Source organism: Streptomyces sp. NPDC032472 (genome assembly GCF_040636955.1).
Classification (GTDB): Bacteria; Actinomycetota; Actinomycetes; order Streptomycetales; family Streptomycetaceae; genus Streptomyces.
Genome location: NZ_JBEZVK010000001.1, coordinates 13,813 through 32,382, shown reverse-complemented (window position 1 = coordinate 32,382; position 18,570 = coordinate 13,813). Strand labels below are relative to the sequence as shown.

The following is an 18,570-nucleotide window of genomic DNA, read 5'->3' as shown; positions in this document are numbered from 1 at the left end:
TACGCGTATCAGCCTTTCTACTCAGAAGAGGAGGTCGAAGTCGGCCCAGCCCGAAGCGCCGATCTGCACCCGCGGAGCGAAGGGAGCGGCAGGATTTCCTGTTCCCTTGAAGAGCCAGAGGGCGCCGGTCGGATCGCTGGCGATCAGATCGGCCTTGCCGTCTCCGTCGTTGTCACCAGTAGACACAAGCGCCTTGTAGCCGCCCCAGCCCGTGCCCACTGTGATCCGGGCGCCTACCACGCTGTCCACGGTGGCGTTGCCTGTGCCGACGTATATGAGGAGCGTGCCATCGGGGGTCCGTGCCAGGAGATCCGCTTTGCCGTCGCCCGTGTAGTCACCGCGTCCTGCGAGCGCGTTCAGACCATTCCAGCCCGTGCCGATCCGGATGCGGCCGCTCAGAGTGCCATCAGGCTCGCCTCGATAGAGCCAGAGGTCGCCGGCCGCGTCCCGGCCGATCAGGTCCACATCTGCAGAACCGCCCAGGTTCCCCACCGAGACGAGCAGGTTGTAAACGTCCCAACCGCCGCCGATTACCTTGGTGTCGTTGCCGTGCTCCGCCGTGTAGTAGAGCACCCCATTCATCCGGTGGTAGATATCGTTACCTCTACCGGCCTCAGAGACGTTGGCCTGAACGATCGCAGTCGCATCGCCGAAGCCTCCGCCCAATTCACGGGCGGCCTCGAATCCTCCGGTTCCCTTCGGCTCATTGGAGCGGAGCTTGCCGCTCGGATGACGCGCATACAAGGGGAACATGGTCGGCGGCGCCGACGGGGCCGCCGCACTGGCGGTCCGGCCCGTAAAAATGCGGGCCGCCACATCGGACACCCCCAGGGATATCGCAACAAAAGCCAAGCCGACGCAGCAGATCACCGTCCGACGCAGCGCACGCTTCATTAAGGTCGACATCGAGAAAAGCCCCCACAGGAAGTCACGAGCGCAGGCATGCCAAGGCCATGCCGAAGACGACTCGGAATCCCCCCATGAGACAGCCGGCGCACCGGGCACACTACCGCGGTCCCATTACCCTAGCGACAAGTACACCCGCACCAAAAGATCAAATCAGCCAAGCATGTTGCCGGAAAACACCGTGGCCCGCTCCCCGGAGGGAACGGGCCACAGTTGATGAATGTTATTCCGGCGGGCCGATGTAGTTCTTCAGGCCGGGGACGGTGAGCGTGCCTCCGAACTGGCCGGCCTGGACGACCTTGACGTTCGTGAAGAACGCGAACGGGACGTTCAGGGGCGGCGGGCTGTTCGGGGAGAACTCGATCGGGATGATCCCGAACAGGTTGCCCTTGAGGCTCTCGGTGTACATCGTCACCTCGCCGCCGCGGATCTTCGAGGTGGAGCCCGGGCGGGACTTCAGGTGGGCGACGTTCCCGCTCTTGCCGACCGTCTGGTACAGGTCCTTGATGTCCAGCGAGTCCGCGGTGAACTTCAGGACCTTCTTGGTCTTCCCGCCCGCCGTCTTCACCTCGACTATGCCCTTGTAGTCCAGGCCGTAGAGGGTCAGCAGCGAGCTGTCGAGGTACCAGGGCTCGTCCGGCAGGAGCGGGATGCCCGGCTCCAGCTGGGCGTCGGCCAGCGCCTTGGCGTCGTACGTCGGGCACGGGAAGGGCTGCTTGCCGCTGGGGTCCTTGGACTCCTCGGGCTTCGCCCCGTCCTCGGCCTTGTCGTCGCCGGGCTTCTTGCCGGTCTCGTCCTTGGGCGTGACCGCCGTGTCCTTGACGTCCTGGGGCAGCTCGGAGACGTCGACGCCGGCCTTCTTGGCGGCCTCGCGGATCGCATCGGCCTTGGGGTCCGGGGCAGGCGTGGACGGGGCCTTGGTCGGCGCCGTGGCCGTGGCCGAGGGCGTCGGGGTGGCCGACGGGGTGCCCTGCAGCGGCCTGCCGAGCGAGTCGAGGAGCCCCTTGACCGTGTCGCCGACGCCCAGCGGGTCCAGCGGGTTCGGGGCCTTGGACACGGTGGGGGCGGGGGTGGCCGGGGCCGCGGACGTCGCCTTGTTCGGCTGCTTGGCGGTGGCCGAGCTGCTCGCCGACGGCTTCGGGGCCGAGGCGGTGGCCCCGGGCTTCGGCGTCGCGGAGGCGCCGGGCGAGGGGCTCGCGCCGGTCGAGGCGCCGGGCGAGGGCGAGGCCGAGGGGGACGTCGAGGGGCTCGGGGAGGCCGACTCCGCGGGTGCGTCGGACCGTGTCACGCACGGGCCGGGCGCGAAGGGGATCTCCTGGTCGTCGGCCATGGCCAGCTTGGGGGCCATGCCCATCCCGACGAACACCGCGGTCGGCATGGCCGCCAGCGCCATCGTCTTGCCGACGGGTATCTGGATCTTGTTCAGCAGCGACTTCCGGGGGGCGGCGTGCCGCGGACCCCTTCTTTCACGGGACTCTGCGCTCGGGGCCGCGCCCCGCTGCGTCTCGTCACCCCGCACTGTTCCTCCCGCCGTCGGCGTGGGCAGTCTTCTCGCTCGCGTAGGCCGCCTCCGTGTCGCGGGGGGCCGGGATGCCCGGGGCGCCGCCCGCCATCGCCTCGGCCCTGCCCGCTCCGCCGGCCGCCGCGGCCGTCTCGTCCACCGGGGCGCCGGGAGCCCACGCCAGGGCGAGGGCGCCGCCGACCATGGCGAGGATGAAGCCCATGAAGAAGCCGCCGAGGTTGGACACCGGCAGGGACACCAGGGCCAGCAGGATCGCGGCGACGCCGGCGAAGGTGCGGATGGCCTGCTGGAACCACATGGCCCCGCCCAGCGTGATGAGCAGGACACCGATGATCAGCGAGCCGGATCCGGCGGTCGTGGCCATGGCGAGGGTGATGTTGCCGACGCGCAGGTCCGCGTACGGGAAGTACGCGATCGGGACACCACCGAGGAGCGTGAACAGCCCGGCCCAGAACGGACGGCGACCGCTCCAGGCGTGGAAGCGGTAGTACAGCACGGTGAGCCAAGCGTCGTCTGCGGCGCGTTCGTAAACCGGGGCCTGGGGGTTCATGATCAACAGCTCCCTGGAAACGGTGGTACGGAGAACTCTGTGGAGCCCGGACGGGCGGGCGGCGACATCTTTCGTCACCCGCCCGGCCGGTCACGCATCAGGACTGTCAGTCCTTGATGTCCTGGTAGCACGGCTGGTCGCCGCCCATGAGGCGCAGCTTGAGGTCGGGGAGCTTGAAGGTGCCCGCCGTCGTCGCCCACGCCTTCTGGCGCACGTTCGTCAGCACGGCCTTGTCGGCGCGCTGCGAGAACGCGTACGGGCTCGCGACCGTGCCGGCCTGCGGCTTGGTCTTGTGGCTCGCGTCGCCCACGGCGACACCGATGTCCAGGTTGGTGAACGTGGCGTCGGTGTCGAGCTCCGCGACATCCAGGTAGATGTTGTCGGCGACGGCCGGCTTGCCCTTGTGGCCCGTGCGCAGCTGGAGCGTGATGTTGCCCAGCGGGGTCGGGGTGACCAGCGACTGGCACATGTTGGTGATCTCGGCGTGGCTGAACCCGGAGATGGTGACCGGGTGGTGCGCCGCGTTGCCCTTGAGGTCGTGACCCTCGGCGATGCCGCCGTACTGGATGAGGTTGTCACCGTCGAGCTTGTCGGCCGTGACCTTGAAGTCCTGACCCGAGACGCTGAAGGACGCCGCGAGGGCACCCTGCGCCAGACCCACACCGACCGCGGCGGTGGCCGCGATGCTCGGCACCATGACGAGCGCGAAGCGCTTCCATCTGGTCCCGCCACGAACCTGAGAACTCATTTCGTTCCTCCTTCTCGGACGTACATCTCCGGTCCGGGCAGAGCCCGTCCTGGGATGGGAGAAGTGCTACGTCCTCGGGAAGGAGAGCGCAGGCGGCCGTGGCGCGGCCGGGCCGCGTCCGATACACCGGCGTTCACCCCCGAGCGACAACCACTGGGTCACGCGTTCGCGCAACCAGGAGGACAGGCTCCGCCGGTGTGGCGAAGACCCCCCTGTCCCACAGCCGGTGCCACGGGCACCGGCCGGCCCGGTGGGGACCCTCCACCGCGGCTCCGGACGAGCGGCTCTGCGGGAAGGACCGAGCGTCGCCGATCGTGGTCCATTCCCGGCCGGGGCACAAGGGGGTTCGTTACTGGCGGGTAACGGCAAGATAACCGCAGCTCGACCCGCCGCCGTCGGGCAGCAACACAGGGTGTCACCCAGGGCCACGACAGAGCGGGGTAAATACAGACACCCCGGACAGATCACGAGGTTCCACTTACTGCGAGTAACAGCGGCCGCAATTGCCAAGTTTTGGCAAAGTGCGGCCGCTGTTTATCGCCGTGTCAACAAATCGCCGGTGTCCGGAGCGATCGCTAGAACAGCACCCGGGCGAGGGCCGTGCGTGCCGCCGCCACCCGCGGGTCCTCGGGCCCGATGACCTCGAACAGCTCCAGCAGCCGAAGCCGTACGGCGTCCCGGTCGGCGCCCGCCGTCACCCGGACGGTGTCCACCAGGCGCCCGAAGGCGTCCTCCACGTGGCCGCCGACCAGGTCCAGGTCCGCGGCCGCGATCTGGGCCTGCGGGTCCTTGGGGTTCTCGGCCGCGGCGGTGCGCACCGCCTGCGGGTTCATGTCCTGCACCCGGGCGAGGAGCTGGGCCTGGGCCAGGCCCAGTTTCGCCTCCGTGTTCGCCGGGTCGTCCGCGAGGACGTTCTTGTATGCCTGCACCGCGCCGGCCAGGTCACCGGCGTCGAGCGCGGACACGGCCGCCTCCAGCAGCGCGTCGTGCGGGCCGGCCGGAGGCTCGGCGGCGGCCGCACCGGCGGCGCCGGCCTCGGCGCTCGGGTCGACCTGGATGCCGATGATCCCGAAGCGCTCCTCGGCGACCTGGACCAGCTGGGCCAGGGTGGCGCGGATCTCCTGCTCGGGGGCCACGCCCTGGAACAGCGGGAGCACCTGGCCGGCGACCACCGCGAAGACGGCCGGGATGCCCTGGATGCCGAACTGCTGCATCAGCATCTGGTTGGCGTCGACGTCGACCTTGGCCATGACGAGGCGGCCGTTCGCCTCCGTGACCAGGCGCTCCAGCAGCGGGCTCAGCTGCTTGCACGGCTGGCACCACTCGGCCCAGAAGTCCAGGACGACCGGGACCTCGGAGGAGAGCTGGAGGACGTCGCGCTCGAAGCCGGCCTCGTCGACGTCGATGACGAGCGCCGACGGCGGCACCGCACCGGCGGGGGCGGGTGCCCCACCGCCCCGGGCTGCCTGCCGGGCCGCCTCGGCACGTGCCTGCTCGGCCTTCGCCTTGGCCTCGGCGGCCGCCTTCACCGCGGCGAGGTCGACGACGCCGCTCATGGACATGTTTCTGGGCTGCATGCGTACATCCTCCCCCGTGTGCGCGCGCCGACGAAAAAGATCGGCCGAATTGCGTTCTTGCCCGCAGGCCGGTCCGGTCCCTGGTGCTGTGCGGTTGTGGTGCTGTGGTGCCCTGGTGCGTGTTGGGTGGCGCCGGGTCCCCACCTGGCGCCGGTAGCTCTTCGCGTGGTTGCCGCTCTTACGCTACGAGCCGTAGCGTAACTCCCCGCGGCGCCCTGCGCCCCCTCGCCTCGCGTGATCTGAAGCACACGCTCAGGGGGCCAGACGGTTCCACTACTGGCGGGTATGGTCTGCGCCATGCACAACCCCAGCCCCCCGGCCGGCCGCACGGGCCGCCCCCGCAATGCCGCCGCGGACGCCGCGATCCTCGCCGCGACGCGGGACGCGCTGGTGGATCTGGGCTGGTCGAAGCTGACGATGGGCGACGTCTCGGCCCGGGCCGGCGTCGCGAAGACCACCCTCTACCGCCGCTGGGCGGGCAAGAACGAGCTGGTCGTGGATGCGGTCGCCGAGCTCTTCGACTGCCTCGAACTGCCCGACCGCGGCTCCCTCGAAGCCGACATCGAGGACGTGGTGCTCCAGTTCGCGGCGCTGCTGCGGCGACCGGAGGCCCGTACCGCCCTGATGGCGGTCGTCGCCGAGTCCACCCGGGACGAGGCCCTGCGCGACCGGATCCGCTCGGCGATCGTGGACCGGCAGAAACGTCTCGTCGTTCTGGGGCGCGAGCGGGCCCAGGCCCGCGGGGAGCTGCCGTACGAGGAGGACGCGTGCCTCGCCGCCCGGACCACGGACCTGATCTTCGACGTGATCGCGGGCACCGTGGTGCACCGGGCCCTGGTCAGCTCGGAGCCGGTGGACGAGCTCTGGGTGGCCACGTTCACGGCCCTGCTGATGCACGGCCTGCGCGGCACCGAAGCGGCCTGAGCCGAGCCCGCACGGCACGGCACGTACGGAACGGGGCCGGCCGCACCCGCCGCGTGGCGGTGCGACCGGCCCGCGAGGAACCGCTCCGTCCGTCCGGTCGCCCGGACGGACGCACAGACCCTAGAAGCCCGGCGGCTCGGTGTACGTGCCCCACTCGTCGCGCAGGGCGTTGCAGATCTCCCCGAGCGTGGCCTCGGCGCGCACCGCGTCCAGCATCGCCGGGATCATGTTCGACCCGTCGCGGGCGGCGTCCAGCATGGCCTTGAGCGCGGCCGACACCTTCGCGTCGTCCCGGCGCTCCTTGCGGGCGGCGAGCACCCGCACCTGCTCGCGCTCCACCTCGTGGCTGACGCGGAGGATCTCCAGGTCGCCGGTGACGGAGCCGTGGTGGACGTTGACGCCGACGACCCGCTTGTCGCCCTTCTCCAGCGCACGCTGGTAGACGAAGGCCGACTCGGCGATCTCCCCGGTGAACCAGCCGTCCTCGATGCCGCGCAGGATGCCGGAGGTGATCGGACCGATCGGGTGCTGCCCGTCCGGGTGGGCGCGCAGGCCGCGCTCCTTGATCTGCTCGAAGATCTTCTCGGCGTCGGCCTCGATGCGGTCGGTGAGCTGCTCCACGTACCAGGAACCGCCCAGCGGGTCGGCCACGTTGGCCACGCCCGTCTCCTCCATCAGCACCTGCTGGGTGCGCAGGGCGATCTCGGCCGCCTGCTCGCTCGGCAGGGCGAGGGTCTCGTCGAGGGCGTTGGTGTGGAGGGAGTTGGTGCCGCCGAGGACGGCCGCGAGGGCCTCGACGGCGGTGCGCACGACGTTGTTGTACGGCTGCTGCGCCGTCAGAGAGACGCCGGCGGTCTGCGTGTGGAAGCGCAGCCACATCGACTTCTCGTTCTTCGCGCCGTACACCTCCTTCATCCAGCGCGCCCAGATCCGGCGGGCGGCGCGGAACTTGGCGATCTCCTCGAAGAAGTCGAGGTGGGCGTCGAAGAAGAAGGACAGGCCGGGCGCGAAGGTGTCGACGTCCATGCCGCGCGAGAGGCCGAGCTCCACGTAGCCGAAGCCGTCGGCGAGGGTGTACGCGAGCTCCTGCGCGGCCGTCGCCCCGGCCTCGCGGATGTGGTAGCCGGAGACGGACAGCGGCTTGTAGGCGGGGATGCCCTTGGCGCAGTACTCCATGAGGTCGCCGATGAGGCGCAGGTGCGGCTCGGGTTCGAAGAGCCACTCCTTCTGGGCGATGTACTCCTTGAAGATGTCCGTCTGCAGGGTGCCGTTGAGGACGCCCGGGTCGACGCCCTGGCGCTCGGCGGCGACCAGGTACATGCAGAAGGCGGGCACGGCCGGGCCCGAGATCGTCATGGAGGTGGTCACGTCGCCGAGCGGGATGTCCTTGAAGAGGACCTCCATGTCGGCGGCGGAGTCTATGGCGACGCCGCAGTGTCCGACCTCGCCGAGGGAGCGGGGGTCGTCGGAGTCGCGGCCCATGAGGGTGGGCATGTCGAAGGCGACCGAGAGCCCGCCGCCGCCGGCGGCCAGGATCATCTTGTAGCGCTCGTTGGTCTGCTCGGCGTTGCCGAAGCCGGCGAACTGGCGGATGGTCCAGGTCCGCCCGCGGTAGCCGGTGGCGTGCAGGCCGCGCGTGTACGGGTACTCGCCCGGCCAGCCGATGCGCTCGAATCCCTCGTACGAGTCGCCGGGCCGCGGGCCGTAGACCGGATCGACGGCATCGCCGGAGAGCGTGGTGAAGTCGGCCTCGCGCTTGCGGGCCTTGTCGTAACGGGCCTGCCAGCGGCGGCGGCCCTCCTCGATGGCGTCAGCGTCCATGCTTCGAATTTACTAGGACGTCCTAGTAAATGTCGATGGGAAACCCCGGGGAGATCCCCGGGGTTCCACCCGCGCTCCAGGGGCGGCGGGCCTTCGGGCTCAGGCCTCGGCGGTGGCCAGACCGTCCACGACCAGCGGCTCGACCTCGGCGCGGACCTGGCGCTCGACGAAGAAGGCGGCCAGCGGGATCGTTCCGGAGAGCATCACCCACAGCATCCGGCCGAAGGACCACTTGGCCTTGGAGCTCAGGTCGAAGGCGAAGACCAGGTAGACCATGAAGAGCACGCCGTGGACCTGGGAGACCACGAGGGTCAGGTCGGCGCCGGTGTCGAACCCGTACTTGGCCACCATGCAGGTGCACAGGACCAGCAGCATCACGGCAGTCGCAAAGGCCATCACCCGGTAGCGGGTCAGCACGCTTCTCTTCATGGCACCGAGCCTAGCCGTCCGTTTTGCTCGATCTTGACGGGGGCGGGTGCGCACGGGTGTGAGCCCCGCTACTGCGGGGCCGCCGAGGGGGTCCTACTCCTCGAAGTCGGCGGCGGCCACCCGCAGCGGGCGCAGCAGCGCGAAGATCTCCTGGCACTCCTCGGCGTCGTACGCGCCCAGGCCGAAGTCGATCGCCATCAGGTCCTTCGTCGCCGCCTCGACGACCTCGCGGCCCTTGTCGGTGATGGAGGCGAGCGTGCCGCGGCCGTCGTTCGGGTTGGGGCGCTTGGCCACCAGCCCGGACCTCACCAGACGGTCCACCGTGTTCGTCACCGAGGTGGGGTGGACCATCAGCCGCTCGCCGATCTTCGACATCGGCAGCTCGCCGGCCTTGGAGAAGGTCAGCAGCACCAGCGCCTCGTACCGGGCGAAGGTGAGCCCGTACGGCTTGACCACGGCGTCGACCTCGCCGAGCAGGATCTGGTGCGCCCGCATGATCGAGGTGATGGCGGCCATCGAGGGCACCGGCCCCCAGCGCCGCTGCCAGAGCTCGTCGGCGCGGGCGATGGGGTCGAAGGGAAGGCTGAGCGGCTTGGACACGCCTCCGACCCTACCGGGCGGTCATTTCCGTATGTGCCCCGTCTCACTCCTCGGTCCCCGGGCGCAGCACGGGAAACGGGGAAGGGCGGGACGGGGAAAACGGGGAAGGGCGGGGCGGGGAAGGCTCCGCTCAGCGGCCGTACCCGCCGACGGTGACCGCCGTGGAGCGGAGCTGCGCGAGGAGGAGCAGGGTGACCGCCGTGCCGAGGAGGGCGGCGGCCGTGACGACCTCGTGGGCCGGGAGGAACTCGGCGACGAGGCCGGCCAGGGCCATCCCGACGCCCTGGGAGGTCATCAGCCCGGTGCCCAGCAGGGTCATGGCCCGGCCGCGCAGCTCTTCCGGAACCGCGTCCACGAACCACTGGTCGAGGCCGAGGGTGTACGCGTGCGCCAGCCCGGCGGCCAGCAGCGCGGCGAGCGCGGCCGGCACGCCCGGCCGGAGCGCGAACACCAGCAGCGGCAGCAGCCCGCCCGCGCACAGCGGGACGACCAGCCGCGCACGGGCGTCGGGGCCGAGGCGGGAGCCGGCCCACAGCTCACCCGCGATCGTGCCGACGGGCAGCGCGCACATCATCGCCCCGAGGGCGGCGGTGCCGGCGCCGATCCCGTCCGCGTACGGCGCGAGCAGCGCCTCGGGGACGATGCCGAACACCGGCGGCACCCAGAACAGCAGGACCAGGGCCCGCAGCCGGCGGTCGCCGAGGACGGCGCGCAGCCCGGCGAGCGGAGAGGTGCGGGCGGCGCCGCCGCGGGCCGGCCGGGCCCGCGTCCCGAAGCGCAGCAGCAGGGCGGAGCCCAGGAACCCGGCGGCGGTCAGCGCGATCGCGGCGCGCGGCGCGAGCACGGTCAGCAGGAGCCCGCCGAGGCCGAAGCCGATCAGCTGGGCGCTCTGGGCCACCATCCGCATCAGGGACCGGCCCAGGACGAAGGCGTCGCCGGACCCGAGCACATCGGCGAGGGAGGCGTTGCGGGTGCCCTGGAACAGCGGCGCGGTGAAGGCCATGGCGCTTCGCAGGACGAGCAGCCCGGCGACGGGCGTGCCCGGCCAGACCATGGCGGCCGCGCAGCCGGCGCAGAGCAGGTCGCAGGCGACGAGGACCCGGCGGGCGGGGTGGCGGTCGGCGAGCGGGGCGAGCAGCGTGCCGCCGAGGGCGTACGGGAGGAAGCCGAGGGCGAAGGTGAGCGCGCTCAGCAGGGGCGAGCCGGTGGCGCGGAAGACGAGGACGGTGAGGGCGATCTCGGCGACGACGAGGCCGAGGACGGACATCAGGTGGGCGGCGAACACGAACCGGAACTCCCGGACCCGGAAAACGGGCCGGTAGCCGGCCGGAGCCTGCTGAAGGGTGGACACCCACCCACCCTGCGGGCCCGGCCGAAGCCGGAGCAGTGATTCGCCCTGAACCGAATCACTCATGTCCGCCGCGGACCCGCGGCGCGTAACGTCGACCCGGACAGCGCAACATGAGCGGGAGGGGGGAGCGTGGCGTTTCACTTCCGGTTCGGGCCGGAGGACCTCCTGCGGTGCCGGTTCTCGCTCTCGCCGCGCTGGGAGACCCAGGAGGCCGTACGCACGCTGATGCGGCCGCACCGGCAGGCGTACCACCTGCCCTGGCTCCGGCAGATCCGGGCGGCCGCCGACGGGCTGGACCTGCGGCCGCTGTGGCTGCTGATGCCGCGCCGCGGCCACAACCCGGACTTCCTCAGCCCGCCCCCGCTCGGCCCGTCGGTCACCTTCGACGAGGAGCTGGCCCAGGTGCGGGCCGCCGCCGAGGCCGATCCGCAGGCACTGCACGAGGACCTGCGGCGGGCCCTGGTGTGCACCCCGGGCGCGGCCGAGGGAGACCTCGGCCGGCGGATGCTCGCGGACCCGGCGCGCGCCGTACGGGGGTTGGCCGATCTGTACGAGCAGGCCTGGGCAGCGCTGGTCGCCCCGCACTGGCCGCGGCTGCGGGCCCTGCTGGAGGCGGACATCCTCTTCCACTCCCGCCGGCTGGCGGCGGGCGGGCTCCGGGCGCTGTTCGACGGCCTCCACCCCGACCTCGTGTGGTCCGGGGACACCCTGTCCATCCGCCGTCCCGCCCATCACGACCGCCGCCTGGACGGGCAGGGCCTGCTGCTGATGCCGAGCGCGTTCGTCTGGCCGGAGGTGGTCGGCGGCTACGACCCGCCCTGGCAGCCGACGCTGGTCTACCCGGCCCGCGGCATCGGCGCCCTGTGGACGGCGCCGGCGGGCCCGGCCCCGCAGGCGCTGGCCCGGCTGCTGGGCCGCGGCCGGGCGGAGGTGCTGTGCGCGCTGCACGAACCGGCCTCCACCGGCGACCTGGCGGTCCGGCTGGGCCTGGCGCCCGCCACCGTCTCCGCACACCTGAAGGCGCTGTACGGAGCGGGGCTGCTGCTCTCGGCCCGGCACGGCCACCGGGTCCTGTACGAGCGCACGCCGCTGGCCATAGCCCTGACCACCGCGGCGGACTCCTCGCCGCACTGACCCGGGGAACCCGCCAGTGTTGCAGGCCTGCCCTGAATGCCCGTCATGCAACGTTGGGCCCGGGACGGCAACGGCGACGGACGGGGACCCCCGGCCCGGCGATCCGGAGAGCCCGCTACAGCAAAGCCTGGGCTCTTTCGCCAGATGACCGGTCCGTGCCGGTTACAAACCGTGCCCCTCAGAGCAGGTCTTGCCCCCTGGATGCCGGCCGTCCACCCAAAACAGCAGCCACTGGCCACAAACGAGGGCGACCTACGCTTCGCCGAGCACCTCAGCGTGATATCCGAGCAGCATCCGCTCGAAGGCTCCCGGGAGCTGTCCGTAAGTGACGGCGATGCCACTGGTCCGATGCTTCCTTGCACATCGTCCAAGCGTATGGCGCCATCCCCTGCCCGCATACGGACGTGGGTTGGCTTTGCTTTGGCCGTACCCCGGGGCTGGGGTGGGTCGGTCGGGTGGGTGGGGTGTGGACACTGCGGTGGTGAGTCGAGGATGAGCGGTCACCGCCGGGGGCGTACCGGATGCGGCCAGGATCCGCGAGCCGAGACGAACCTCCGGAGTGGCCGCGCCCCACCCGCCCCACCAACCGACCCCGCCCCAGGGCACCACCCCCAGCCCCGCCGGCGCTTGAGGCGCCGCGGAGCCCCGGGCGGCAGCCCAACCCCGGGCCAGGGGGCCACCGTCAGCCCCGCCGGCGATTGAGGCGAACCGGAGCCGCGGGCGGCAGGCCCGAACCCCGGGCCAGGGGGCGCCGTCAGCCGCGCCGGCGGTTGAGGCGGGTTCGACCCCCGGTCAGGACAGGTGGCGTTCCACCGTCGCCACCTTCGACGTCAGCCCGTCCACAACCCCCGGCCGGATGTCCGCCTTCAGGACCAGCGAGACCCGTGGCGCCCGCTCCTCCACCGCGGCCACGGCCCGCCGGACGACGTCCATCACCTCGTTCCACTCGCCCTCGATCGAGGTGAACATCGCGTCGGTGCGGTTCGGCAGCCCCGACTCCCGCACCACCCGCACCGCGTCGGCGACGTACTCGCCGACCTCTTCACCGACCCCGAGCGGGGTCACCGAGAACGCGACGATCATGCCCCGGCCGCCTCACGGGCCTCACGCGCCTCGCGCGCCTCGCGGGCCGCCCGCGCCGCGACCACGCTGTCGGCCTCCTCGGCCTTGAGCAGCCGGTCGCCGTACAGCCCGCCGAAGGGGATCAGGGCCAGGACGAAGAACTTCGCGGCCTTCTTCCAGTGCCACTTCGCCGTGTTCCACACGTCCAGCAGGAACACCACGTAGATGAGGAACAGGATCCCGTGCAGGCCGCCCAGCGGCATCATCAGGTAGTCGACGTCCGAGATCCGGCTCAGCAGCGAGCCGAAGATCAGCAGGGCCGGGAACGACAGCGCCTCGGGTACGGAGACGAGGCGCAGCCGGTGCAGGGCGGAGGCGGTCTTGATGTCCATCAGCAACCTTCAGCAACCGTCGGGGGGAGGCCCGGGAAGGGGCCCGGGTGGGTCCGTCCCAGTGTCTCAGCCGCTTTGCCGGATCTTGACCGGGGGTCGGCGGCCCCGTCGGCGGCCCCGTCGGCGGCCCCGTCGCCAACCCACCCGCCGCCCACCGCCGCCCCACCCGCGCGCCCGCCCCACCGCACACCCCAGAGCGGAACAACCGCCCCAACCCCGCCCCACCCCACCGAGCCGTACATATCGGCCAAGGGCCCCTGTTCGCCTCCGCCCGCTGCCGATAACGTCTCCCCGTGGCTCAGTTCCGACTCCAAGGCAGCAAGGTGCTCGCCGTCGACCTGACCGGGGATGCCGTGAAAGCGAAGAACGGCTCCATGGTTGCGTACGACGGCCAGATGGCCTTCAAGAAGATGACCGGCGGCGGCGAAGGCCTGCGCGGCATGGTGACGCGCCGTCTGACCGGCGAACAGATGACCGTGATGGAGGTCCAGGGGCACGGCACCTGCTTCTTCGCCGACCGCGCGAGCGAGATCAACCTCGTCAACCTGCGCGGCGAGAAGCTGTACGTCGAGTCCAGCAACCTCCTGTGCACCGACGCCGGCCTGCGCACCGGCACCACGTTCACGGGCCTGCGCGGCGGGGCGACGGGCAACGGCCTGTTCACCACGACCGTGGAGGGGACCGGCCAGGCGGCGATCATGTCCGACGGCCCGGCCGTGGTCCTGCGCGTCAGCGCCCAGTACCCGCTCTCCGTCGACCCGGGGGCGTACATCGCGCACACCGGCGAGCTGCGCCAGTCCTTCCAGTCGGGGATCACCTTCCGCACCCTGATCGGCGAGGGCTCCGGCGAGGCGTTCCAGATCCGTTTCGAGGGCGAGGGCCTGGTGTACGTGCAGCCGAGCGAGCGCAACACCATCGGGGGCGACATCTGATGCCGTTCCGGGAGATCAACTCCAAAATGGTCGAGGCCCAGGTCGTCCCCGGGCAGACCCTGTACAGCCAGCGCGGCGCGATGCTCGCGTACCGCGGCGACGTGTCGTTCACGCCGAGTCTGGCCGGCGGCCAGGGCGGGGTCCTGGGCATGATCGGGCGCCGCGTGGCGAACGAGCAGACCCCGCTGATGACGGTCGAGGGCAGCGGCACCGTGATGTTCGGCCACGGCGGCCACCACGTGCAGGTGATCAACCTGACGGGCGAGACGCTGTACGTGGAGGCGGACCGGCTGCTGGCCTTCGACGGGACCCTGCAGCAGGGCACGATGTTCATGGGCTCGCAGGGCGGTGTCATGGGCATGGTGCGCGGCCAGGTGACGGGCCAGGGCCTGTTCACCACCACCCTCAAGGGGCACGGCTCGGTGGCCGTGATGGCCCACGGCGGGGTCATCCAGCTCCCCATCACCCCGAACCGTCCGGTCCACGTCGACCCGCAGGCGTACGTGGCCCACTTCGGGGACGTCAGGAACAAGCTCTCCACCGCGCTCGGCTGGCGCGACATGGTGGGGCGCGGCTCGGGCGAGGCCTTCCAGCTGGAGCTGTCGGGCCAGGGCGCCGTATTTGTGCAGGCCTCGGAGGAGAAACTGTGAACTTTGGTCCCGTGACCGGCGGACCCGGCGCCCCGACGGTCTTCGACCCTCACACCCTGCCCTCCGACGACAATGTGAACGCGTACACCTTCTGCGTGGAGCTCAAGGGGAGCCAGTGGTTCCTGCAGAAGGGCAAGATGGTCGCCTACTACGGGCGGATCGAGTTCAACGGCATCGGCCACGGCCGCTTCGACCGGCTGCTGCGCACGAGCTTCCACTCGCCGCTGCACGCGAGCGACTGGGTGGTGGCGGAGGGCCAGGGCAAGATGCTGCTGGCCGACCGCGCCTTCGACGTGAACTCCTACGACCTGGACGACGGCAACCTGACCATCCGGTCGGGCAACCTGCTGGCGTACCAGCCCTCCCTCGCGCTGAAGCAGTCGATCGTGCCGGGTTTCCTCACGCTGATCGGAACCGGGAAGTTCGTCGCGGCGTCCAACGGTCCGGTGGTCTTCATGGAGCCGCCGCTGCGCGTGGACCCGCAGGCGCTCGTCGGCTGGGCGGACTGCCCGTCACCCTGCCACCATTACGACCACGGGTACATGTCCGGCGTGATCGGCGGCCTGCGCTCGCTGACCGGCATCGGCGGCACCTCGGGCGAGGAGCACCAGTTCGAGTTCGTGGGGGCCGGGACGGTGCTGATGCAGTCCTCGGAGGCGCTGATGGCCGAGCAGTCGGTCGGGGTGGTCGGCACCGAGCCGGGCATCCCGGGGGCCATGCCGGGGCACGGCGGCGGGCACGGGCAGCAGGGACCGCTGGGGCAGCTGGGCGTCCGGATGCCGGGGCAGCTGGGTGACATCCAGCGGCGCCTCGGATTGTGATCTTCGGCTTTCCCTACTTTGTACGTCATTCAACTTCTTAGGTAGAGTTCACTCATGGAGACCATGGAGACCGAGACGGCCGTACGCTGGCTCACCGATGCCGAGCAGTGCACCTGGCGGATCCACCTGGACGTCAGCAGACTCCTGATGCACCAGCTGGAAAAGGATCTCCAGCCCTTCGGGCTCACCAACAACGACTACGAGATCCTCGTGAACCTCTCGGAGTCGGCGGACCACCGGATGCGGATGAGCGACCTCGCGACGTCGACGTTGCAGTCCAAGAGCCGGCTGTCCCACCAGATCACCCGGATGGAAACGGCCGGCCTGGTCGTCCGCGTGAACTGCGAGTCCGACCGACGGGGGCTGTACGCCGTCCTGACCGACGAGGGCATGGAGCTCATGCGGAAGGTCGCCCCGCACCACGTGGCGTCCGTCCGCCGGCACTTCATCGACCTGCTGCCGCCGGAGGCCCTGGCGGCGCTGCGGACCTCGCTGGAGCCGGTCGCGGACCACCTGCGCGGCCAGCGCGGCAAGGGCTGACTCACCGGCGCCTCCCCACCCCTTCCCCAAGGGTCGCAAGGGCCGCTTCCGGCCCTCGCGCATCGCGCGTAGACCCGCCGCCCAAGGCACGAACGCGACGGAGCCCCGCCCCCGGCAGGGGGTGGGGCTCCGTCGCGTTCGGCTCGGCCCGCGGTCAGGCGTTGGGGCGCTTTCCGTGGTTGGCCTTCTTCTTCTTGCGTGCTCGCTTCTTGTTGCCGCGCTTCGCCATGACGCCACTCCCTTTACCGGGGCTCGAATAGGGGCATTCCGGGCGTTCGCCAGTCTACGGTCGGCCCGCCCGGCCCGCATCGGCCCCGGCCCGGGTCTCAGCCCTCCGTCAGCGTCGCCAGCAGCGCGTCCGCGGCGGCGTACGGGTCCAGCTCACCCTGGGCCACCCGGGTGGCGAGGGCCCCCAGGTGGGCGTCCCCGTGCACGTCCGCCATCCGCGTCCGCAGCGAGGTCACCGCGATGGTCTCCACCTCGCGCGCGGCCCGGGCCGTACGGCGCTCGGCCAGCACCCCGCGCTCGTCCATCCAGGCGCGGTGCTTCTCCAGGGCCTCGACCAGCTCGTCGATGCCCTGGCCGCGGGCCGCGACCGTCTTGACGATCGGCGGCCGCCAGTCCCCGGCGCCCCGCGCCTCCCCCAGGCCCAGCATGTGGTTGAGCTCCCGGGCGGTGGCGTCGGCGCCGTCCCGGTCGGCCTTGTTGACCACGTACACGTCGCCGATCTCCAGGATGCCCGCCTTCGCGGCCTGGATGCCGTCGCCCATGCCCGGGGCCAGCAGCACCACCGAGGTGTCGGCCTGCGAGGCGATCTCCACCTCCGACTGCCCGACGCCGACCGTCTCGACGAGGATCACGTCGCAGCCGGCCGCGTCCAGCACCCGGATGGCCTGCGGGGCGGCCCAGGCGAGGCCGCCCAGGTGCCCGCGGGTGGCCATGGAGCGGATGTAGACGCCCGGGTCGGAGGCGTGCTCCGACATCCGCACCCGGTCGCCGAGCAGCGCACCGCCGGAGAACGGCGAGGACGGGTCGACGGCGAGCACGCCGACCCGCTTGCCGGCCTTGCGGTACGCGCTGACCAGCGCCGAGGTCGAGGTGGACTTGCCGACGCCCGGGGAGCCGGTCAGGCCCACCACGTACGCCCCGCCCGTCAGCGGGGCCAGGGCCGCCATCACCTCGCGCAGCTGCGGGGACGCCCCCTCGACCAGCGAGATCAGCCGGGCCACCGCTCTCGGCCGGCCTTCACGCGCCTGGGCCACCAGCTGGGGGACGTCCACCGTCATGAGTGCTGCGCTCCTGGGTTCTCGCTGTGGGTGCGGATGCGGGGTGCCGGCGGCTCAGGCCTTGGGGACCCGGACGATCAGGGCGTCGCCCTGGCCGCCGCCGCCGCACAGGGCGGCCGCGCCGACGCCGCCGCCGCGGCGCTTGAGCTCCAGCGCCAGGTGCAGGACCACGCGGGCGCCGGACATGCCGATCGGGTGGCCCAGGGCAATGGCGCCACCGTTGACGTTCACCCTTTCCGGGGTCACGCCGAGGTCCTTCATTGACTGGACGGCGACCGCGGCGAAGGCCTCGTTGATCTCGATGAGGTCCAGGTCGGAGACCTCCAGGCCCTCCTTCTTCAAGGCGTGCAGGATCGCGTTCGACGGCTGGGACTGCAGGGAGTTGTCCGGGCCGGCCACGTTGCCGTGGGCGCCGATCTCGGCGATCCACTCCAGGCCCAGCTCCTCGGCCTTGGCCTTGCTCATCACGACGACGGCGGCGGCGCCGTCGGAGATCTGCGAGGAGGTGCCCGCGGTGATCGTGCCGTCCTTGGCGAAGGCGGGGCGCAGCTTGCCCAGGGACTCGACCGTGGTCTCGGGGCGGACGCCCTCGTCGACGGAGAAGACGACCGGCTCGCCCTTGCGCTGCGGGATCTCGATCGGGGTGATCTCGGCCTCGAAGATGCCGTTCTTCTGGGCGGCGGCGGCGCGCTGGTGGGAGCCGGCGGCGAACTCGTCCTGCGGGGCGCGCTCGATGCCCAGGCGGGTGTTGTGCTTCTCGGTGGACTCGCCCATGGCGATGTTCTCGAAGGCGTCGGTCAGGCCGTCGTAGGCCATGGCGTCGAGCATCTCGATGGCGCCGTACCTGTAGCCCTCGCGGGACTTCGGCAGCAGGTGCGGGGCGTTGGTCATCGACTCCTGGCCGCCCGCGACCACGATCTCGAACTCCCCGGCGCGGATGAGCTGGTCCGCCAGGGCGATCGCGTCGAGGCCGGAGAGGCAGACCTTGTTGATGGTCAGCGCGGGCACGTTCATGGGGATGCCGGCCTTGACGGCGGCCTGGCGGGCGGGGATCTGGCCCGCGCCGGCCTGGAGCACCTGGCCCATGATCACGTACTGCACCTGGTCGCCGGAGATGCCGGCGCGCTCCAGGGCGGACTTGATGGCGAAGCCGCCGAGGTCGGCGCCCGAGAAGGACTTCAGCGAGCCGAGCAGCCGCCCCATGGGCGTGCGGGCCCCGGCGACGATCACGGACGTGGTGTTGTTCGTTCCGGACATGGAGCACAGCCCCTTGAGGATGAGGAGTGAACGAGGGTTTACCCGAATGTACTGAGCGGTACCCGCGT

General features: G+C 71.2%; 19 protein-coding genes. 6 read left to right on the top strand and 13 right to left on the bottom strand.

What is annotated here, in order from left to right; translation table 11 throughout:
* Positions 1-21: 21 nt before the first annotated feature.
* The 5 genes from AB0F11_RS00150 to AB0F11_RS00130 all read right to left on the bottom strand — a co-directional run bounded on the left by AB0F11_RS00150 (position 22) and on the right by AB0F11_RS00130 (position 5,303).
* Positions 22-894 carry a VCBS repeat-containing protein gene (locus tag AB0F11_RS00150; protein WP_362166468.1) on the bottom strand — a complete coding sequence of 291 codons (873 nt, stop codon included), beginning with the start codon at positions 892-894 and terminating at the stop codon, positions 22-24.
* 235 nt (positions 895-1,129) lie between these two features.
* The gene (locus AB0F11_RS00145) at positions 1,130-2,425 is read right to left on the bottom strand and encodes a hypothetical protein (RefSeq protein ID WP_362166467.1); all 1,296 of its coding nucleotides are present in this window, start codon (positions 2,423-2,425) and stop codon (positions 1,130-1,132) included.
* On the bottom strand, positions 2,415-2,978 hold the full coding sequence (locus AB0F11_RS00140) for a DUF6114 domain-containing protein (RefSeq protein WP_362166465.1): 564 nt from the start codon (positions 2,976-2,978) through the stop codon (positions 2,415-2,417). Before AB0F11_RS00140 ends, AB0F11_RS00145 begins: the two co-directional genes overlap by 11 nt.
* Positions 2,979-3,084: 106 nt before the next feature.
* Positions 3,085-3,726, bottom strand: coding sequence for a DUF6230 family protein (locus AB0F11_RS00135; RefSeq protein WP_362166463.1), 642 nt, complete (start codon positions 3,724-3,726; stop codon positions 3,085-3,087).
* A gap of 575 nt (positions 3,727-4,301) precedes the next feature.
* Positions 4,302-5,303 (bottom strand): tetratricopeptide repeat protein, encoded by a 1,002-nt coding sequence (locus AB0F11_RS00130; RefSeq protein WP_362166460.1) that lies wholly within the window; start codon positions 5,301-5,303, stop codon positions 4,302-4,304.
* A gap of 297 nt (positions 5,304-5,600) precedes the next feature.
* Here AB0F11_RS00130 and AB0F11_RS00125 point away from each other — a divergent pair, with 297 nt between their 5' ends.
* The gene (locus AB0F11_RS00125) at positions 5,601-6,227 is read left to right on the top strand and encodes a TetR/AcrR family transcriptional regulator (protein WP_362166457.1); all 627 of its coding nucleotides are present in this window, start codon (positions 5,601-5,603) and stop codon (positions 6,225-6,227) included.
* Positions 6,228-6,347: 120 nt separating this feature from the next.
* Here the strand turns inward: AB0F11_RS00125 and AB0F11_RS00120 are convergent, their stop codons facing one another.
* The 4 genes from AB0F11_RS00120 to AB0F11_RS00105 form a co-directional block, all read right to left on the bottom strand.
* A complete protein-coding gene (locus AB0F11_RS00120; RefSeq protein WP_362166455.1) occupies positions 6,348-8,048 on the bottom strand; it encodes a methylmalonyl-CoA mutase family protein in 1,701 nt (566 codons plus the stop codon).
* A 99-nt stretch (positions 8,049-8,147) separates the two neighbouring features.
* On the bottom strand, positions 8,148-8,477 hold the full coding sequence (locus tag AB0F11_RS00115; protein WP_362166452.1) for a DUF3817 domain-containing protein: 330 nt from the start codon (positions 8,475-8,477) through the stop codon (positions 8,148-8,150).
* A gap of 93 nt (positions 8,478-8,570) precedes the next feature.
* A complete protein-coding gene (locus AB0F11_RS00110) occupies positions 8,571-9,077 on the bottom strand; it encodes a MarR family transcriptional regulator (RefSeq protein ID WP_362166450.1) in 507 nt (168 codons plus the stop codon).
* Between the two features lie 130 nt (positions 9,078-9,207).
* Entirely contained in the window at positions 9,208-10,428 is a 1,221-nt protein-coding gene (locus AB0F11_RS00105; protein ID WP_362166448.1) for an MFS transporter, read from the bottom strand.
* A 129-nt stretch (positions 10,429-10,557) separates the two neighbouring features.
* Between AB0F11_RS00105 and AB0F11_RS00100 the strand changes: the two genes are divergently transcribed.
* Positions 10,558-11,562, top strand: a complete 1,005-nt coding sequence (locus tag AB0F11_RS00100) for a DUF5937 family protein (RefSeq protein WP_362166446.1) — start codon at positions 10,558-10,560, stop codon at positions 11,560-11,562.
* A gap of 792 nt (positions 11,563-12,354) precedes the next feature.
* Here the strand turns inward: AB0F11_RS00100 and AB0F11_RS00095 are convergent.
* The gene (locus AB0F11_RS00095; protein WP_362166444.1) at positions 12,355-12,645 is read right to left on the bottom strand and encodes an MTH1187 family thiamine-binding protein; all 291 of its coding nucleotides are present in this window, start codon (positions 12,643-12,645) and stop codon (positions 12,355-12,357) included.
* Positions 12,642-13,016: a DUF3817 domain-containing protein gene (locus AB0F11_RS00090; RefSeq protein ID WP_362166441.1), complete on the bottom strand. Its 375-nt coding sequence runs from the start codon at positions 13,014-13,016 to the stop codon at positions 12,642-12,644. The genes AB0F11_RS00095 and AB0F11_RS00090 overlap by 4 nt, the downstream gene beginning before the upstream one ends.
* Before the next feature lie 293 nt (positions 13,017-13,309).
* Here AB0F11_RS00090 and AB0F11_RS00085 point away from each other — a divergent pair, with 293 nt between their 5' ends.
* The 4 genes from AB0F11_RS00085 (at position 13,310) to AB0F11_RS00070 (ending at position 15,959) form a co-directional block, all read left to right on the top strand.
* On the top strand, positions 13,310-13,948 hold the full coding sequence (locus AB0F11_RS00085) for an AIM24 family protein (protein WP_361914966.1): 639 nt from the start codon (positions 13,310-13,312) through the stop codon (positions 13,946-13,948).
* Entirely contained in the window at positions 13,948-14,598 is a 651-nt protein-coding gene (locus tag AB0F11_RS00080; RefSeq protein ID WP_362166438.1) for an AIM24 family protein, read from the top strand. Before AB0F11_RS00085 ends, AB0F11_RS00080 begins: the two co-directional genes overlap by 1 nt.
* Before the next feature lie 11 nt (positions 14,599-14,609).
* On the top strand, positions 14,610-15,419 hold the full coding sequence (locus AB0F11_RS00075; protein WP_362166766.1) for an AIM24 family protein: 810 nt from the start codon (positions 14,610-14,612) through the stop codon (positions 15,417-15,419).
* Between the two features lie 63 nt (positions 15,420-15,482).
* Entirely contained in the window at positions 15,483-15,959 is a 477-nt protein-coding gene (locus tag AB0F11_RS00070; protein WP_362166764.1) for a MarR family transcriptional regulator, read from the top strand.
* A 326-nt stretch (positions 15,960-16,285) separates the two neighbouring features.
* On the opposite strand, the gene meaB is transcribed toward AB0F11_RS00070, so the two are convergent.
* Complete coding sequence (gene meaB / locus AB0F11_RS00065) at positions 16,286-17,245, bottom strand: methylmalonyl Co-A mutase-associated GTPase MeaB (RefSeq protein WP_362166436.1); 960 nt, start codon at positions 17,243-17,245, stop codon at positions 16,286-16,288.
* 54 nt (positions 17,246-17,299) lie between these two features.
* On the bottom strand, positions 17,300-18,502 hold the full coding sequence (locus AB0F11_RS00060; RefSeq protein WP_362166434.1) for an acetyl-CoA C-acetyltransferase: 1,203 nt from the start codon (positions 18,500-18,502) through the stop codon (positions 17,300-17,302).
* Between the last annotated feature and the right edge of the window lie 68 nt (positions 18,503-18,570).

Bases quoted from the DNA above. Each gene is read 5' to 3' on its own strand.
- AB0F11_RS00140 (WP_362166465.1), bottom strand. From the start codon at position 2,978: ATGAACCCCCAGGCCCCGGTTTACGAACGCGCCGCAGACGACGCTTGG.
- AB0F11_RS00070 (WP_362166764.1), top strand. From the start codon at position 15,483: ATGGAGACCGAGACGGCCGTACGCTGGCTCACCGATGCCGAGCAGTGC.
- AB0F11_RS00080 (WP_362166438.1), top strand. From the start codon at position 13,948: ATGCCGTTCCGGGAGATCAACTCCAAAATGGTCGAGGCCCAGGTCGTC.
- AB0F11_RS00150 (WP_362166468.1), bottom strand. From the start codon at position 894: ATGAAGCGTGCGCTGCGTCGGACGGTGATCTGCTGCGTCGGCTTGGCT.
- AB0F11_RS00090 (WP_362166441.1), bottom strand. From the start codon at position 13,016: ATGGACATCAAGACCGCCTCCGCCCTGCACCGGCTGCGCCTCGTCTCC.
- AB0F11_RS00135 (WP_362166463.1), bottom strand. From the start codon at position 3,726: ATGAGTTCTCAGGTTCGTGGCGGGACCAGATGGAAGCGCTTCGCGCTC.
- AB0F11_RS00130 (WP_362166460.1), bottom strand. From the start codon at position 5,303: ATGCAGCCCAGAAACATGTCCATGAGCGGCGTCGTCGACCTCGCCGCG.
- AB0F11_RS00060 (WP_362166434.1), bottom strand. From the start codon at position 18,502: ATGTCCGGAACGAACAACACCACGTCCGTGATCGTCGCCGGGGCCCGC.
- AB0F11_RS00095 (WP_362166444.1), bottom strand. From the start codon at position 12,645: ATGATCGTCGCGTTCTCGGTGACCCCGCTCGGGGTCGGTGAAGAGGTC.
- AB0F11_RS00115 (WP_362166452.1), bottom strand. From the start codon at position 8,477: ATGAAGAGAAGCGTGCTGACCCGCTACCGGGTGATGGCCTTTGCGACT.
- AB0F11_RS00125 (WP_362166457.1), top strand. From the start codon at position 5,601: ATGCACAACCCCAGCCCCCCGGCCGGCCGCACGGGCCGCCCCCGCAAT.
- meaB (WP_362166436.1), bottom strand. From the start codon at position 17,245: ATGACGGTGGACGTCCCCCAGCTGGTGGCCCAGGCGCGTGAAGGCCGG.
- AB0F11_RS00120 (WP_362166455.1), bottom strand. From the start codon at position 8,048: ATGGACGCTGACGCCATCGAGGAGGGCCGCCGCCGCTGGCAGGCCCGT.